A 15,767-nucleotide genomic window follows, 5' to 3' on the forward strand; every position below is an offset into this window, starting at 1 on the left:
CTCGTTAAACACTCGATTCTATTAGTTTAGGAAATTCTCATGTCTATCACCCAACGTACGACAAAACTGATCTTGGCGACCTGTCTCGCTTGTTTTCTCGCTTATTTTTTAGATTTATCATCAGCAGTCTCAGCTGGAATTATCGCTCTCTTAAGCCTCTCCGACACGCGCAGAAGCACGCTGAAATTAGCACGCAACCGCCTCTTTTCCATGCTCCTAGCGCTCGCTATCGGCGTTCTAGCCTTTCAGCTGACCGGCTTTCACATCTGGAGTCTAGGCCTCTATCTGGCTCTCTATGTGCCTCTTGCTTACAAAATGGGCTGGGAAATCGGCATCACCCCTAGCAGTGTCTTGGTCGGTCATCTCTTGGTACAGGAGTCTACTTCCCCAGAGCTCTTGCTTAATGAAGTACTCCTCTTTCTCATCGGGACAAGCTTTGCTCTGTTGGTCAACCTTTACATGCCCTCTCGTGAGAAAGCCATCCAAAGCTACCACCTTCAGGTCGAAGAAAAGTTAAAAGACATCCTGCTTCGCTTTAAATACTATCTGTCAAGAGGAGACGGGCGCAATCAAGCCCAACTCGTTGACGAATTAGATAGACTTCTTGATGAAGCCCTCCAGCTGGTTTATTTGGATCACTCAGATCATCTCTTTCACCAGACGGACTACCACATCCACTACTTTGAGATGAGACAGCGACAAAGTCGCATCCTGCGAAATATGGCCCAGCAGATCAATACCTGTCATCTGGCCGCAAGTGAGAGTTTGATCTTGGCCCAGCTCTTTTCTAAGATTGCTGCCCAGCTAAGCCAGACCAATCCTGCTCATGACCTACTTGATGACATCGAACGCTATCTGCAAGTTTTCCGCAATCGGAGTCTCCCGAAAACACGCGAGGAGTTTGAAACCCGTGCCACCCTCCTGCAGCTACTACGCGAAGCCGAAACCTTTATCCAGGTTAAGGTCGATTTTTATCAGAAATATGGAAACTAAAACGCAAAGAACCTCAGAGAATTCCTCTGAGGTTCTTGTGTTTTGCATTTGGAAGGAAAGTTCATCCTCTCGTACTGTTCTCAAAAAAGAAATAGCAACTCCTAATCGTCCATCACACCGCCTGTAAGCTGGTACATGAGGTAAATGTGCTCCAAGACTTTTACCTTATCCATGTGGTCTACATCTTTAAAGCCTCCTAATGCCAAAAGTGGAACGAAACCGAAACACTCATCGTAGGCTAATTGACCATGTTTGGCAACAGCTTTTTTATAGAGTGGGATATCAAAATAATCATCTTTGAAATCTTCATCATCAACATACTCTATGAAACGATCCATACGCTTAATCATAATATCTAAATCCTGAATATTGTATTGGACAATTCCTACATAGGCATTCTCTTCCCAAGTAATAATATCTCCAAATGCTGTTACGAACATAGGAAAAGCGACATCTCCTCTGAAATAACTATCTTGGAGAAGTTCAAGATAGTCATCTGGATTGATGACTTTTAGATAACCATCTAAAAAGGTTCCCAGACCATCCTCCTGCCAAATCTGTAGCAACTCAGCAGGAACTTGATCCTTGTATTTTTCAATCACTTCTTGGGGCATATCTGCCACTTTAACAAAGTTTTCTAACATATTATCCTCCATTTCACGATAACAGCAATACTCAAAAATCGTATTCTTCAAAATGTAATCAAGCTTACTCTACTTTTGATTATGCTCTCTTTGGAAAGCTTCCATAGCCTTGAACTGTTCTAGTTCTTTTTCGTTAGCTGGTTGCTTGCCGAGGTATTTGTATTCAAAAAATTCTATTCTATCCGTTGGTCCAAATTTACTTTCATTCCATGGTGCATAGTCAAAATCCAAAGAGGTTTTATTCTGTTCATCCACTTTGATTGTAAAAGCAGACCACTCTGCGAGACCGTGCTCATTGAATATTTTCTTCATGTCTTCACCCAAAGCAAAAAGATTTATGTATTCTATTCTGAATTCTGTCTTAGGGATACCATATAAAGATGGAATATCCATGTAATAATGATATTCTCCTTTATATTTAAAGAAAAATATCACGCCACCACTAAGCGTCTTATCCACTTCAAAATTAATATAAAGATCATCCCACTCAACTGGAATCATATCATTTACTTTATATATAATCTCGGTCATCTTCTCATTAATCTGTTTTTCCATTTTATCCTCCGATTTGGATTATACATTTAAACACAAGACTTCCTAATCTGCCTTGAGTTTTTCTTTACAATAATCCACAATGTATTCATTGATCCATTTATTCTTATTTTGGAAACCTCCGAATTTACGCTTTGCGATCAAATCTTCTGCCATTTGGAGTGCCTCTTGATATTTCTCGCGATGGATCATTAATAGCATCCCCATCAAATCATATCGAGCAGGATTTGATGAATTCTCAACAGCATAGTTATAAAAATCTTCAAAACTGTCGAACCCATTGATACGTTTAAGAACTTCTTCATGCACTTCTGAGAGCACCTCGAAAACCCTAGCTTCGACTTTTTCTAAGTCAAGGTCCTCCATCGTCCAGTCTTCTTCATTGATTTTGGTTGGTAAGGATAAGGAATCAACTGTGAAAGCTCCAACAGCTCGAAGACTCATTGGTTCCTGCGAATTACTCGCCATATCAAAAACTTCCCAAAAAATATCATCCAAAATATATGGTTTGATATCCGTGCGAATAATTAGACGAAACTTATTATCTGGAAATTTAATATCAATCATATACGAAACCAAATAGTCTCCCACTTTGTTGAAATAGGCCCAATCTCGAGACTTTAACTGTAATTTTTTTGCTGCATTGCGCTGAACTTTTTTCAATTCTTTTTTTAGTTGTTTATCTATTTTTGAAAATTTAACCATTGAATTTCCTCACTAATCTGGTCTTATTCCTCTTATCCAAGAAAACTATTTTCCATTATGTTCCTGCTGGAAGGCTTCCATAGCCTTGAACTGTTCTTGTTCTTTTTCGTTTCTTGGTTCAAATCCTAAAAATTGATATCTGAAAAAGTTCATACGAGCAGTTGGTCCAAAATTACTTTTCAACCATAGAGCATAGTCATAGTCGACTGAAAGCTTGTTGTTATCATCTAAATGGATGATACAAATGTACCAATCTGCCAAATTATTTTCAATAAACACTCTTTTCAGATCTTCTGATTTTTTAAATAAAACCTTGTTTTCGCTTAGAATATCCATCATCGATAGGCCAAAATCTTCTGACATTTCCAGATGGTAATGATAGTGATTTTTATACTTAAAATAGAAATAGGCTTCACCACTATAGGTCTTATCCATCTCGATTACAATATACAAATCATCCCACTCAACTGGAATCATATCGTTGGCTTGATGCACGATTTCGATAATTTTCTCATTAATCTGTTTTTCCATATGTTCCTCCGGTTGGTGTGTTCAAATTTTATCTGTATCTCTAGTATACCATAAAGAACAGAAACCAACTTACTCTTATAAAATTTGCTCAAATAGGGCAAAATTGCCTCAATAAAACAGTAAAATAGACCAATCATATCTCTAGGTATAGCAACTTTCTATCCTTTCCAACAAAAAAATCCACGAATCGAAAGCATTCGCGGACTTTTTCTAGTAAAGCGTTTAGGTAGACCGCCATAGCGGATACCGATTGTTAGATTACGACACTGAGTTTACAAATCGATTTCATTTGTAAAATGTGGTTACGACGGAAAAACCCACGAATCAATAATATTCGTGGATTTTTCCTAGTGAAGCGTTTAGGTAAGCCGATTTTACACTACGACACGGAGTTTGGCAAATCGATTCTATTTGCCAAACGTAGTTAGTAAGGCAGTTAGCTAGTTCGCCAAATAGCGACTAGCGTCCAACAATTAGGAACTTTAGTTCCAATTGTTAGTGCTGAGTTACATTTTTTCCTCCAACTCTACGTCTGGATACTTGTCTGCAAACCAGCGGAGGGCAAAGTCATTTTCAAAGAGGAAGACTGGTTGATCGAAACGGTCTTTGGCCAAGATATTGCGGCTTGAGGACATGCGCTCATCCAAGTCCTCAGGCTTGATCCAGCGAACGGTCTTTTTACCCATTGGGCTCATGACTACTTCCGCATTATATTCGCCTTCCATGCGGTGCTTAAAGACTTCAAACTGGAGTTGTCCAACAGCTCCTAGCATGTACTCACCAGTTTGGTAATTCTTGTAAAGCTGAATGGCTCCTTCTTGCACCAATTGCTCAATCCCCTTGTGGAAGGATTTTTGTTTCATAACGTTCTTAGCAGAAACTTTCATGAAAATCTCAGGTGTAAAGGTTGGAAGGGGTTCAAATTCAAACTTGTTTTTTCCAACCGTCAAGGTGTCTCCAACCTGATAAGTACCGGTATCGTAAACCCCGATGATATCACCTGCCACGGCATTGGTTACATTTTCACGACTTTCAGCCATAAACTGAGTGACATTAGAAAGCTTGGCAGTCTTCCCAGTACGAGGCAGATTGACACTCATCCCTCGCTCAAACTCACCTGATACGATACGAACAAAGGCGATACGGTCCCGGTGACGAGGGTCCATGTTAGCTTGAATTTTAAAGACAAATCCTGAGAAATCCTTGTCATAAGGATCCACAATTGCGCCATCTGTTTTCTTGTGGCCATGTGGTTCTGGAGCAAACTTAAGGAAGGTCTCAAGGAAGGCCTGCACCCCAAAGTTAGTGAGGGCTGAACCAAAGAAGACCGGAGTCAGTTCTCCTGCAAGAATAGCTTCTTCTGAAAATTCATTTCCTGCTTCTTGCAACAGCTCGATATCGTCCTTAACCTGAGCGTAGAAAGGATTACTTCCAAAGAGCTTATCCCCTTCTTCCAGACTGGCAAAACGCTCATCCCCTTTATAGAGCTCCAAGCGTTGGTTATAAAGGTCATACAAGCCTTCAAAGGCTTTCCCCATCCCGATTGGCCAGTTCATAGGATAGCTCGCAATACCTAGGACTTCTTCTAGTTCTTGCAAGAGGTCCAGTGGCTCACGACCGTCACGGTCCAGCTTGTTCATAAAGGTAAAGACTGGAATGCCACGGTGCTTCACAACCTCAAACAATTTCTTGGTTTGGGCCTCGATACCCTTGGCAGAGTCCACGACCATGACCGCAGCATCCACTGCCATCAAGGTCCGATAAGTATCTTCTGAGAAGTCCTCGTGCCCTGGTGTGTCGAGGATGTTCACGCGCTTGCCATCGTAGTCAAACTGCATAACTGATGACGTGACCGAAATCCCACGTTGTTTCTCGATATCCATCCAGTCAGACTTGGCAAAAGTCCCTGTTTTCTTTCCTTTAACCGTACCAGCCTCACGAATCTCGCCCCCAAAGTAGAGCAACTGCTCAGTGATGGTTGTTTTCCCGGCGTCCGGGTGAGAGATAATGGCAAAGGTACGGCGTTTCTTGATTTCTTCTTGAATAGTCATAAGTTCTCTTTCTTTGATTTTCTATTTTTAGTTGTTTCAGTAGCTAAGAATGATGTTTACATTGGATTTTACTATTCCTTTCAACTCTCCATTATATCGGATTTTGGGGAGTTTTTCAATTGCTCATCCGATGAAAAGGCAAGCTAGAGCACAGATTGCGCCTGATTTCTCTTTTTCCACCGTTTCTTGAACAAGATATCAAAAAGAACCAGAGCCAGTGAGAGGATGACGGACACAAGAAGGTATTTTAACCACAGGGGTGCATCCGGAATAAAAGGTGTCTTGTTTAACAAACCATAATTTCCACCCGTCACCTGATTAACCCCAACTAGAAAGAGATTGAGAATAAAAGTATAGGCCACAATCATATATTTCTTGAGCAGACTCTTGTCATAGTGATTCATCAAGTAAACCAAGGAATTCACTAGAAGGGCATAGTGCCCAATCAAAAATGAAAAACTGGTGATATGGGGGAAATCATAGGGGTCAAAAACCGGGTAAACCAAGGCAAAGACCGCTCCACTTGCTCCTAAAAGAGCAAAATACTGCTTGCTCCGCCATTTATCGGGCAAGAAAACCACCGCAAACATAGCCAAACGACAATGATAAAAAGGAAGGCTGTTAGAAAAGGGAATCCCAAAACCAACATACCAACTATATAGGGCAAGTAACTGGAGAATCTGAATCCCCTTAAACAAGCGGACAAATTTCGGATTCTTGTGATAAGCAAGTGCTCCATAAATACAAAGCACTAAAGTAAGCATCATAATCCCATACCAAAAGAGGGAAATGGGAGGAGGAACCGTCTGAGATCTGGTGATAAATTGATGGAACATATTTCTATCCTAACTCTTATTTTCTCTATTCTCTAGTTTAACCATTATAGCGAATTAAAAGCGATTTTTCAATTTCTATTTCTTTTCAGTTTGGCTCCCTTATTTATAGGAAATTATGGTAAAATAGAACAGACTAAAAATCATCATTTCACGAAAGGATGCAAGATGAAAATTACGCAAGAAGAGGTAACACACGTTGCCAATCTTTCAAAATTAAGATTCTCTGAAGAAGAAACTGCTGCCTTTGCGACAACCTTGTCTAAGATTGTAGATATGGTTGAATTGCTGGGCGAGGTCGACACAACTGGTGTCGCACCTACTACAACCATGGCTGACCGCAAGACCGTACTCCGCCCTGATGTGGCCGAAGAAGGAACAGACCGTGACCGCTTGTTTAAAAACGTACCTGAAAAAGAAAACTACTATATCAAGGTACCAGCTATCCTAGATGATGGAGGAGATGCCTAATGACTTTTAATAACAAAACGATTGAAGACTTGCACAACCTCCTTGTCTCTAAGGAGGTTTCAGCAACTGAATTGACCCAAGCCACGCTTGAAGATATCAAGTCTCGCGAGAAAGCAATCAATGCTTTTGTTACCATCGCTGAAGAGCAAGCCCTTGCTCAAGCTAAGGCTATTGATGAAGCTGGAATTGACGCGGACAATGTCCTTTCAGGAATTCCACTGGCAGTTAAGGATAATATCTCTACAGACAGTATCCTCACAACTGCAGCCTCAAAAATGCTCTACAACTACGAGCCTATCTTTGATGCGACAGCCGTTGCCAATGCAAAAGCCAAGGGCATGATTGTTGTCGGAAAGACCAACATGGACGAGTTTGCCATGGGTGGTTCTGGTGAGACTTCTCATTACGGTGCCACTAAAAATGCTTGGGACCACAGCAAGGTTCCTGGTGGTTCATCAAGTGGTTCTGCTGCAGCTGTAGCGTCAGGGCAAGTCCGCTTGTCACTCGGTTCTGATACTGGTGGTTCCATCCGCCAACCTGCCGCCTTCAACGGGATTGTTGGTCTCAAGCCAACCTACGGAACGGTTTCTCGATTCGGTCTCATTGCCTTCGGTAGCTCATTAGACCAGATTGGACCTTTTGCACCAACCGTTAAGGAAAATGCCCTCTTGCTCAACGCTATTGTCAGCGAAGATGCTAAAGACTCTACTTCTGCTCCTGTCCGCATTGCCGACTTTACTTCCAAAATCGGGCAAGACATCAAGGGAATGAAAATTGCTTTGCCTAAGGAATACCTTGGTGAAGGGATTGACCCAGAGGTTAAGGAAACTATCCTGAACGCAGCCAAACACTTTGAAAAACTTGGTGCCATCGTCGAAGAAGTTAGCCTTCCTCACTCAAAATACGGTGTTGCCGTTTACTACATCATCGCTTCATCAGAAGCATCCTCAAACTTGCAACGTTTTGACGGTATCCGTTACGGCTACCGCGCAGAGGATGCGACGAATCTTGATGAAATCTATGTAAACAGCCGTAGCCAAGGTTTCGGTGAAGAAGTGAAACGCCGTATCATGCTTGGAACATTTAGCCTTTCATCAGGTTACTATGATGCCTATTACAAGAAGGCTGGACAAGTTCGTACCCTCATCATCCAAGATTTCGAAAAAGTCTTTGCAGATTACGATTTAATCCTAGGACCAACTGCTCCAAGCGTTGCCTATGACTTGGATTCACTCAACCACGATCCAGTTGCCATGTACTTGGCTGACCTTTTGACCATCCCAGTCAACTTAGCAGGTCTCCCAGGAATTTCAATTCCTGCTGGATTCTCTCAAGGTCTCCCAGTCGGTCTCCAATTGATCGGTCCTAAGTACTCTGAGGAAACCATTTACCAAGCTGCTACTGCCTTTGAAGCAACAACAGACTACCACAAACAACAACCCGTGATTTTTGGAGGTGATAACTAATGAACTTTGAAACAGTCATTGGACTTGAAGTCCACGTAGAGCTCAACACCAATTCAAAAATCTTCTCACCTACTTCTGCCCACTTTGGAAACGACCAAAATGCCAACACCAACGTGATTGACTGGTCTTTCCCAGGAGTTCTGCCAGTTCTCAATAAAGGTGTTGTCGATGCTGGTATCAAGGCAGCTCTTGCCCTCAACATGGACATCCACAAAAAGATGCACTTTGACCGCAAGAACTACTTCTACCCTGATAATCCAAAAGCCTACCAAATTTCTCAGTTTGATGAGCCAATCGGCTACAACGGCTGGATTGAAGTGGAGCTAGAAGACGGTACGACTAAGAAAATCGGTATCGAGCGCGCTCACTTGGAAGAAGATGCTGGTAAAAACACCCACGGTACAGATGGCTACTCTTATGTTGACCTCAACCGTCAAGGGGTGCCCTTGATTGAAATCGTATCTGAAGCCGATATGCGTTCACCAGAAGAAGCCTATGCTTATCTAACAGCCCTCAAGGAAGTCATCCAGTACGCTGGTATTTCTGACGTTAAGATGGAAGAAGGTTCGATGCGTGTGGATGCCAACATCTCCCTTCGCCCTTATGGTCAAGAGAAATTCGGTACCAAGACTGAGTTGAAAAACCTCAACTCCTTCTCAAATGTTCGTAAGGGTCTTGAATACGAAGTCCAACGTCAAGCCGAAATTCTTCGCTCAGGTGGTCAAATTCGCCAAGAAACACGCCGTTACGATGAAGCTAACAAGGCAACCATCCTCATGCGTGTCAAGGAAGGCGCTGCAGACTACCGCTACTTCCCAGAACCAGACCTACCACTCTTTGAAATCTCAGATGAGTGGATTGAGGAAATGCGGACTGAGTTGCCAGAGTTTCCAAAAGAACGCCGTGCGCGCTACGTATCTGATCTTGGCTTGTCAGACTACGATGCTAGCCAGTTGACTGCAAACAAAGTCACTTCTGACTTCTTTGAAAAAGCTGTTGCCCTCGGTGGTGATGCCAAACAAGTCTCTAACTGGCTCCAAGGCGAAGTTGCTCAGTTCTTGAATGCTGAAGGCAAAACACTGGAACAAATCGAATTAACACCAGAAAACTTAGTAGAAATGATTGCCATCATCGAAGATGGTACGATTTCTTCTAAGATTGCCAAGAAAGTCTTTGTCCATCTGGCTAAAAATGGCGGTGGCGCGCGTGAATACGTGGAAAAAGCAGGCTTGGTGCAAATCTCTGATCCAGATGTCTTGATCCCAATCATCCACCAAGTCTTTGCGGATAACGAAGCTGCCGTTGCCGACTTCAAGTCAGGCAAACGCAACGCAGACAAGGCCTTCACAGGATTCCTTATGAAAGCAACCAAAGGCCAAGCCAATCCACAAGTTGCCCTTAAACTCCTTGCACAGGAATTGGCGAAGTTGAAAGAAAGTGAGTAATTTACTCTTTATACACTTTTTTCTACTTTTAAGACGAGAATGAGACAAGGAGAATAAATGAACAAATTTTTACGATTGCTATTTGTCTTAGTCATCATCGCTATGTTAGGCGCTTCTATACTACAAATTTTCTTTCCATCGTACATGGGAAGCCACTCCGGGTACGGAATATCTGCTGGTTGGCAACGAGAAATTGGAATATGGAATTTAGCTGTATTGATTATTATTCTCGCTATCAATATTAAATACGATTGGTTCTATCTACGAATCGCACTTCTTGCTCTCATTATTGGCGGAATTGGAATAGGAACAAATCACTTACTCAATTATATGGAGTATCACTCTCCTGTAAATGCTATCGGTGCTTTTGAAAATTACTTGCTAGCAATAGGATGGATTGTGGGATGGCTCATCGAACGCCATTCCATAAAGAAGCTAAATGCTAGTAAATAACGCCTAGTATATCTTAGATGATTTTTAAAGGTTATTAAATAGTTTAATAATCATTCGAATTCAGAATTCTACCTTTTCAATCATATAGTTAGGAGACACATGAAAAAGTTTTACGCTCTTTTAATGACCTGTTTATTACTTGTTTTTCTATCCGTGCCTCAAATCGTTGATGCGGGTGTCGGACATTCCAGAAGTGGAGGGAGCAGCCGCAGCAGTAGCCGCTCAAGTGGAGGTGGAAGTCGTTCTGGCGGATCATCCTACCACTACTACCGCTCTGGATACGGATCATCCTCTAGTAGCTCTACCAACTCATTCGAAATGGGATTGGTATTCCTGATTGTCGCAGGAGTTTTCCTAGTTAGTATCTTTAAAGCCTCGAAGAATAACTCAGAAGATTCAAGTTCAACAGACACTAGTAATGATTCTCAAACGCTCCATCGTCGAGTTGAACACAACACACGGGCCATTAGTCTTGTGAAATACGGAGATCCAAACTTTGACGCGGAAGCTTTCACATCTTGGGTTAAGGAAGTCTACCTTAAATTGCAGGTTGCCTGGACTGAGAAAAATTGGAACTCTGTCCGCGCTTTAGAAAGTACCAGTCTCTACTCCCAACACAGTGCCCAACTCGAAGACCATATTCGTGCTAAAACAACTAATGTTTTAGAGAAAGTTTGTATCGAAAATGTTCGCATCAAGGAGTTCATTGAAAATCCTGACGGAAACGATACCTTAGTGGTGATTCTATCATCAATTTTACGAGACTATGTCATTGACGATGAGACTCGCCGTGTCATTGAAGGAGACCCTAAAAAAGATCTCTTCACCGTGTATCAATTAAACTTTATCCGTCAACACGGTAGCCAAACGCAAGCAGTCAATCCAGACGAAGTTGTGAGCGACCACTGTCCAAACTGTGGCGCCCCTTTGAAAATCTCTGCAGTTAGCGAGTGCGACTACTGTGGTGCCAATCTCTCTCGCAGTCCAAACCAATGGGTACTCGATACCTATGATGTTGTGGATGAAGACGAGCTTTATAATTAGGAGGAATTATGGGATTTATACGTGCAGCCTTATCAGCAGGCTTAAATAGTTTTAATGATAGTAAATTCAAGGAAGCCATTGTCCTTCCAGATAATGTCTCTGGCGATGCCTTGGCCGTCAAGGGACAATTACTCACAAAAGACCCAGATGGACGTTCTCGTCACAGCAATCAAAATACTGGACTTTTGTCAGATGGCAGTGTGGTTATCGTTCCTCAAGGTTATAGCGCTGTTTTGGTAAACAACGGTACCTTCCTTGGTGAAGTTCTCGAAGCTGGTAGCCACGAATGGCAAGCTGGTGATAATGCCTGGCTCCTTGAAAAAGGTGGTTTAAAAGGCACTTGGGAAAACTTTAAAAACCGTTTCTCTTTTGGTGGACAAGTCATCACCCAACAAGAAATTATCTTTATCCGCATGCAACCTATTGCAGGTAATAAGTTCGGCACACAAAATGCGGTCGAATACTTCAGCGAACGTTACCAACAACTGCTCAACATCCGTTTCTATGGCTTGTTTGATGTAAAAATAGCAGATCCAGTCCTCTTCTACGTGAGTTCTGTTAGCCGTCAAATTACTGACGGACAGCCATTTACTCTCCAAGATGTAGCTCAAGGAACGCTCCGTCAAAATATCGCACCGAAAATCGCGATTGCCATTGCCAAATACACCAACGAAAACAAGGTAGATATCTATAGCCTCAATGCCAATCAAGACACCTTTAACGAACTCGCTAAACAAGAGGTCAACAAGGTTTGGACAGGTCTCTACGGGATTGAAGCAACTAACATCTTGCTTGAAGACCTCAGCTACGACCAAGAAAGTCTTGATATCGTTCGCAAGCTTGATAGTGAGCTCGTGGCAATGAAGTACAACACGATTGAAATCGAAGAACGCCGTGCTCGTAACGAAGCGCTTATTGCTGCAGCTGCCAACGAAGGGAATGGCAATGGGATGAACATGTTTATGGGCATGAATCTTGGCCAAACTCTGGGTGGTCAACTAAGCCAACAAGTTCAAAATCAAGCACCAGCTCAAAACACTGGACAAACTGCCAGCAAGAATTTTTACATCGAAGTCGATGGAAAATACGTCCTCGTTACCAAAGACGAAGATGGAAATATCGTACCAGTCAACTAATTAAGCTCCTTCTGACATTTGAGTAATGTTGTCTTTTATGGTACAATAAAGAGTAAATTATTTTATTAAAGAGGTAAAAACATGATTGAAGCAAGTAAATTAAAGGCTGGTATGACCTTTGAAACAGCTGACGGAAAATTGATCCGCGTTTTGGAAGCTAGCCACCACAAACCAGGTAAAGGAAACACAATCATGCGTATGAAATTGCGTGATGTCCGTACTGGTTCTACATTTGACACAAGCTACCGTCCAGAGGAAAAATTTGAACAAGCCATCATCGAGACTGTCCCAGCTCAATACTTGTACAAAATGGATGACACAGCCTACTTCATGAACACAGAAACTTACGACCAATACGAAATTCCTGTTGTCAACGTTGAAAACGAATTGCTTTACATCCTTGAAAACTCTGATGTGAAGATCCAATTCTACGGAACTGAAGTGATTGGTGTTACCGTTCCTACTACTGTCGAATTGACAGTTGCAGAAACTCAACCATCTATCAAAGGTGCTACTGTTACAGGTTCTGGTAAACCAGCAACGATGGAAACTGGACTTGTCGTAAACGTTCCAGACTTCATCGAAGCAGGACAAAAACTCGTTATCAACACTGCAGAAGGAACTTACGTTTCTCGTGCCTAATCTCTAGAAAGAGGTCATTCTATGGGAATTGAAGAACAACTTGGCGAAATCGTTATCGCCCCACGTGTACTTGAAAAAATCATTGCTATTGCTACTGCAAAAGTAGAGGGTGTACACTCTTTTTCAAACAAATCAGTGTCTGATACCCTTTCAAAACTTTCTCTCGGCCGTGGCGTTTATCTTAAAAACGTGGACGAAGAGCTCACAGCAGATATCTATCTCTACCTTGAGTACGGAGTAAAAGTTCCTAAGGTAGCGGTTGCTATCCAGAAAGCTGTCAAAGATGCCGTCCGCAATATGGCTGATGTAGAACTCACTGCCATCAATATTCACGTTGCAGGTATCGTTCCAGATAAAACACCAAAACCAGAATTGAAAGATCTATTTGACGAGGACTTCCTCAATGACTAGTCCACTATTAGAATCTAGACGCCAACTCCGTAAATGCGCTTTTCAAGCTCTCATGAGCCTTGAATTCGGTACGGATGTCGAAACTGCTTGTCGTTTCGCCTATACTCATGATCGTGAAGATACGGATGTGCAACTTCCAGCCTTTTTGACAGAGCTAGTTTCTGGTGTTCAGGCTAAAAAGGAAGAACTAGACAAGCAAATCACACAGCATTTAAAAGCAGGTTGGACCATCGAGCGATTAACGCTCGTGGAGAGAAACCTCCTTCGCTTGGGAGTCTTTGAAATCACTTCATTTGACACTCCGCAACTGGTTGCTGTTAATGAAGCTATTGAGCTTGCAAAGGACTTCTCAGATCAAAAATCTGCCCGTTTTATCAACGGACTGCTCAGCCAGTTTGTAAAAGAAGAACAGTAAAAAAAGTGTTTGACTTAGATCAAACACTTTTTTCTTTGCCTTTCACTATCTAAAAAAACGATAATAGATTAAATTAGAAAGAAACAACCAGATGAAGTCTGCATGGATGAGAAAATTTATAAAACAATGGCACAGAATTGTGATTTTTAGATTCTTTGTCCAACGGTAAACTAAAGCAAAGAAAAGACCGGAAAAACTATAAACCATCAAACTGATGAGGTCACGATGGGACAATACCAAATGACTGAGCCAAAAATAAGAGCAGATAAGATGACATCCAAGTAATATTTGGACTTAGGAAAGAAGGAATTCATAAAATATCCTCTATGAACTAGTTCCTCCAATATAGGACCCAAAATGACAACTGAGATAAAAGAGAAGCAAGTCGTTAAAATAGTAGATTGCTCATTGAAGGATAGGACCGAAAGAAGGTCTTCAAAGATATAGTTATTATTAATGAAGCGACTAAACTGTAAGTAAAAAGCACTCAACAACTGACGGACAAAATAAGCAGCCACTAAACTAACTAAAAGGTAAAAGAATCTGGATTTTATCGAACCCTTTTTCTCAAAAATATAGAGCATTCTTTTCTTTTTCAACCAATAGATAAATAGTCCTAAAAGAGCTAGTTGCTCTACTGCTACAATAATAGAATAGCCATCCATACCCCAGACAAACATCTTAGCCAGATAAAGACTACTGAAATCTAGTAGATAAATTGATAGAAATACCAGTAATGTATAGACTCCCAAATGACCTAGTTTTTTCATACTTACTCCAAAAAATCTTTGTTGACTTATTTTTATAGCATAAATATCTTTTATTATATTAACAGCTATTTTTAAAAAAGTCAATTTTTTATCCTAAACGGTAGCTTTACTCATTGAGAAATAAGAAATTGATAAAAGAGATTTCTCTATCTTCCCATTAAATTAGAAAAAGTGTTTGACAATTATCAAACACTTTTTTCTTTGCCTTCCACTATCTAAAAAAATGATAATAGACATAATTGTAAACAAAAATCCAGATGGGTTTTGCATAAATGAGAAAGTTGAAAAAACTATGGCACAGGATGGTAATTTTTAAGTTCTTTGTCCAACGGTAGACAAGGGCATAGAAAAGACCGCCTAAACTATAAATAATCAAACTGATAGGATCTCGGTGAGTTAGGATCAAATGACTAAGTCCAAAGATAAGAGCAGATAGGATAACATCCAGATAGTACTTGGACTGGGGGAAAAAGGTATTCATAAAATACCCTCTATGAATCAGTTCCTCTAATATAGGTCCGACGATTACTGTTAAACTAAAACTGAGAACAGTTGATAGAAAAGTTGGTTGCCCATTGGAGTATAGAATCGAAAGAAGGTCTTGAAAGATATACTTGTTATCAATTAGGTGATGAAACTGTAACTGAAAAGCATCCACCAATTGACGATCAAAATAAGTAGCCACTAGAGCAACTACAAGGTAAAAGAATCTTGACTTCTTTGAACCCTTTTTTTCAAAAATATAGAGCATATCTTTCTTTTTGAGCCAGTAGATAAATAATAGCAAAAGAGCTATTACTTCAACTGTTAAAAAGATAGAATAGCCATCTATCCCCCATCCTAAAAACTTAGTTAGATGCATAATCCCTAACTCTGGTAGGTAAATCGATAGAAATACCAGTGATGTATAGACTCCCAAATGCCCTAGTTTTTTCATACTTACCCCTTTAATTTATCAATAGCTAATACCATAAGCACGTCTAGTCGCATGATTCAGTATTGTACTCCATTCTGTCGCCAAACTATATGCATATGGCGAAGGCCAATGTCTATCATAAACTAACCAAATCATGCCACCACCTGAAACTTGCTCTAAGTCCTCAGATAAAAGAACTGTAAATGTTTTTGTACCTGTCCTATCAAGTAGCTCCTTAAAATAAATTTTTGTCAGTTTACATCTACAGTATACATCTTTTTGTCTATTT

The 15,767-nt window shown here is 41.0% G+C and carries 18 protein-coding genes and 1 pseudogene; 11 read left to right on the plus strand and 8 right to left on the minus strand.

The window, feature by feature from the left end; translation table 11 throughout:
- Positions 1 to 39: 39 nt before the first annotated feature.
- Positions 40 to 993: an aromatic acid exporter family protein gene (locus HMPREF2853_RS08540; RefSeq protein WP_033630305.1), complete on the plus strand. Its 954-nt coding sequence runs from the start codon at positions 40 to 42 to the stop codon at positions 991 to 993.
- Between the two features lie 101 nt (positions 994 to 1,094).
- Here HMPREF2853_RS08540 and HMPREF2853_RS08545 read toward each other — a convergent pair whose 3' ends face one another.
- The 4 genes from HMPREF2853_RS08545 to HMPREF2853_RS08560 form a co-directional block, all read right to left on the minus strand.
- Entirely contained in the window at positions 1,095 to 1,637 is a 543-nt protein-coding gene (locus HMPREF2853_RS08545) for a T6SS immunity protein Tdi1 domain-containing protein (RefSeq protein ID WP_065371594.1), read from the minus strand.
- 69 nt (positions 1,638 to 1,706) lie between these two features.
- Positions 1,707 to 2,192 (minus strand): immunity protein YezG family protein, encoded by a 486-nt coding sequence (locus HMPREF2853_RS08550; RefSeq protein WP_049501118.1) that lies wholly within the window; start codon positions 2,190 to 2,192, stop codon positions 1,707 to 1,709.
- Positions 2,193 to 2,234: 42 nt separating this feature from the next.
- The gene (locus tag HMPREF2853_RS08555) at positions 2,235 to 2,894 is read right to left on the minus strand and encodes a hypothetical protein (protein ID WP_049501117.1); all 660 of its coding nucleotides are present in this window, start codon (positions 2,892 to 2,894) and stop codon (positions 2,235 to 2,237) included.
- A 45-nt stretch (positions 2,895 to 2,939) separates the two neighbouring features.
- The gene (locus HMPREF2853_RS08560) at positions 2,940 to 3,425 is read right to left on the minus strand and encodes an immunity protein YezG family protein (protein WP_070535819.1); all 486 of its coding nucleotides are present in this window, start codon (positions 3,423 to 3,425) and stop codon (positions 2,940 to 2,942) included.
- A 296-nt stretch (positions 3,426 to 3,721) separates the two neighbouring features.
- Between HMPREF2853_RS08560 and HMPREF2853_RS09990 the strand changes: the two genes are divergently transcribed.
- Positions 3,722 to 3,853: a dehydrogenase gene (locus tag HMPREF2853_RS09990; protein ID WP_158084956.1), complete on the plus strand. Its 132-nt coding sequence runs from the start codon at positions 3,722 to 3,724 to the stop codon at positions 3,851 to 3,853.
- A gap of 78 nt (positions 3,854 to 3,931) precedes the next feature.
- On the opposite strand, the gene HMPREF2853_RS08565 is transcribed toward HMPREF2853_RS09990, so the two are convergent.
- Together HMPREF2853_RS08565 and HMPREF2853_RS08570 are read right to left on the minus strand one after the other, a co-directional pair.
- Positions 3,932 to 5,476, minus strand: coding sequence for a peptide chain release factor 3 (locus HMPREF2853_RS08565; protein ID WP_070535822.1), 1,545 nt, complete (start codon positions 5,474 to 5,476; stop codon positions 3,932 to 3,934).
- Positions 5,477 to 5,619: 143 nt separating this feature from the next.
- On the minus strand, positions 5,620 to 6,312 hold the full coding sequence (locus HMPREF2853_RS08570; protein ID WP_070535826.1) for a YwaF family protein: 693 nt from the start codon (positions 6,310 to 6,312) through the stop codon (positions 5,620 to 5,622).
- Between the two features lie 165 nt (positions 6,313 to 6,477).
- Here HMPREF2853_RS08570 and gatC point away from each other — a divergent pair, with 165 nt between their 5' ends.
- The 9 genes from gatC to nusB all read left to right on the plus strand — a co-directional run bounded on the left by gatC (position 6,478) and on the right by nusB (position 13,792).
- Complete coding sequence (gatC, locus tag HMPREF2853_RS08575; protein ID WP_000705420.1) at positions 6,478 to 6,780, plus strand: Asp-tRNA(Asn)/Glu-tRNA(Gln) amidotransferase subunit GatC; 303 nt, start codon at positions 6,478 to 6,480, stop codon at positions 6,778 to 6,780.
- Positions 6,780 to 8,246, plus strand: coding sequence for an Asp-tRNA(Asn)/Glu-tRNA(Gln) amidotransferase subunit GatA (gene gatA / locus HMPREF2853_RS08580; RefSeq protein ID WP_070535829.1), 1,467 nt, complete (start codon positions 6,780 to 6,782; stop codon positions 8,244 to 8,246). Before gatC ends, gatA begins: the two co-directional genes overlap by 1 nt.
- A complete protein-coding gene (gene gatB / locus HMPREF2853_RS08585) occupies positions 8,246 to 9,691 on the plus strand; it encodes an Asp-tRNA(Asn)/Glu-tRNA(Gln) amidotransferase subunit GatB (RefSeq protein WP_001008649.1) in 1,446 nt (481 codons plus the stop codon). The genes gatA and gatB overlap by 1 nt, the downstream gene beginning before the upstream one ends.
- Positions 9,692 to 9,748: 57 nt before the next feature.
- Entirely contained in the window at positions 9,749 to 10,144 is a 396-nt protein-coding gene (locus tag HMPREF2853_RS08590) for a hypothetical protein (RefSeq protein ID WP_001031998.1), read from the plus strand.
- A gap of 99 nt (positions 10,145 to 10,243) precedes the next feature.
- Positions 10,244 to 11,188: a zinc-ribbon domain-containing transport protein gene (locus HMPREF2853_RS08595; protein WP_000715064.1), complete on the plus strand. Its 945-nt coding sequence runs from the start codon at positions 10,244 to 10,246 to the stop codon at positions 11,186 to 11,188.
- Positions 11,189 to 11,196: 8 nt separating this feature from the next.
- Complete coding sequence (locus HMPREF2853_RS08600) at positions 11,197 to 12,324, plus strand: SPFH domain-containing protein (RefSeq protein WP_000505816.1); 1,128 nt, start codon at positions 11,197 to 11,199, stop codon at positions 12,322 to 12,324.
- A gap of 81 nt (positions 12,325 to 12,405) precedes the next feature.
- Entirely contained in the window at positions 12,406 to 12,966 is a 561-nt protein-coding gene (efp, locus tag HMPREF2853_RS08605; protein ID WP_000568640.1) for an elongation factor P, read from the plus strand.
- Between the two features lie 21 nt (positions 12,967 to 12,987).
- A complete protein-coding gene (locus HMPREF2853_RS08610) occupies positions 12,988 to 13,377 on the plus strand; it encodes an Asp23/Gls24 family envelope stress response protein (protein WP_000510585.1) in 390 nt (129 codons plus the stop codon).
- The gene (gene nusB, locus HMPREF2853_RS08615) at positions 13,370 to 13,792 is read left to right on the plus strand and encodes a transcription antitermination factor NusB (protein WP_049519387.1); all 423 of its coding nucleotides are present in this window, start codon (positions 13,370 to 13,372) and stop codon (positions 13,790 to 13,792) included. Before HMPREF2853_RS08610 ends, nusB begins: the two co-directional genes overlap by 8 nt.
- Before the next feature lie 45 nt (positions 13,793 to 13,837).
- On the opposite strand, the pseudogene HMPREF2853_RS08620 reads toward nusB, so the two are convergent.
- Positions 13,838 to 14,562 (minus strand): annotated as a pseudogene (locus HMPREF2853_RS08620) (CPBP family intramembrane glutamic endopeptidase).
- Positions 14,563 to 14,773: 211 nt separating this feature from the next.
- Positions 14,774 to 15,499 (minus strand): CPBP family intramembrane glutamic endopeptidase, encoded by a 726-nt coding sequence (locus HMPREF2853_RS08625; RefSeq protein WP_049519389.1) that lies wholly within the window; start codon positions 15,497 to 15,499, stop codon positions 14,774 to 14,776.
- Between the last annotated feature and the right edge of the window lie 268 nt (positions 15,500 to 15,767).

Origin of the sequence: Streptococcus sp. HMSC077F03 (genome assembly GCF_001812375.1) — a bacterium.
GTDB classification, from domain to species: Bacteria; Bacillota; Bacilli; order Lactobacillales; family Streptococcaceae; genus Streptococcus; species Streptococcus oralis_S.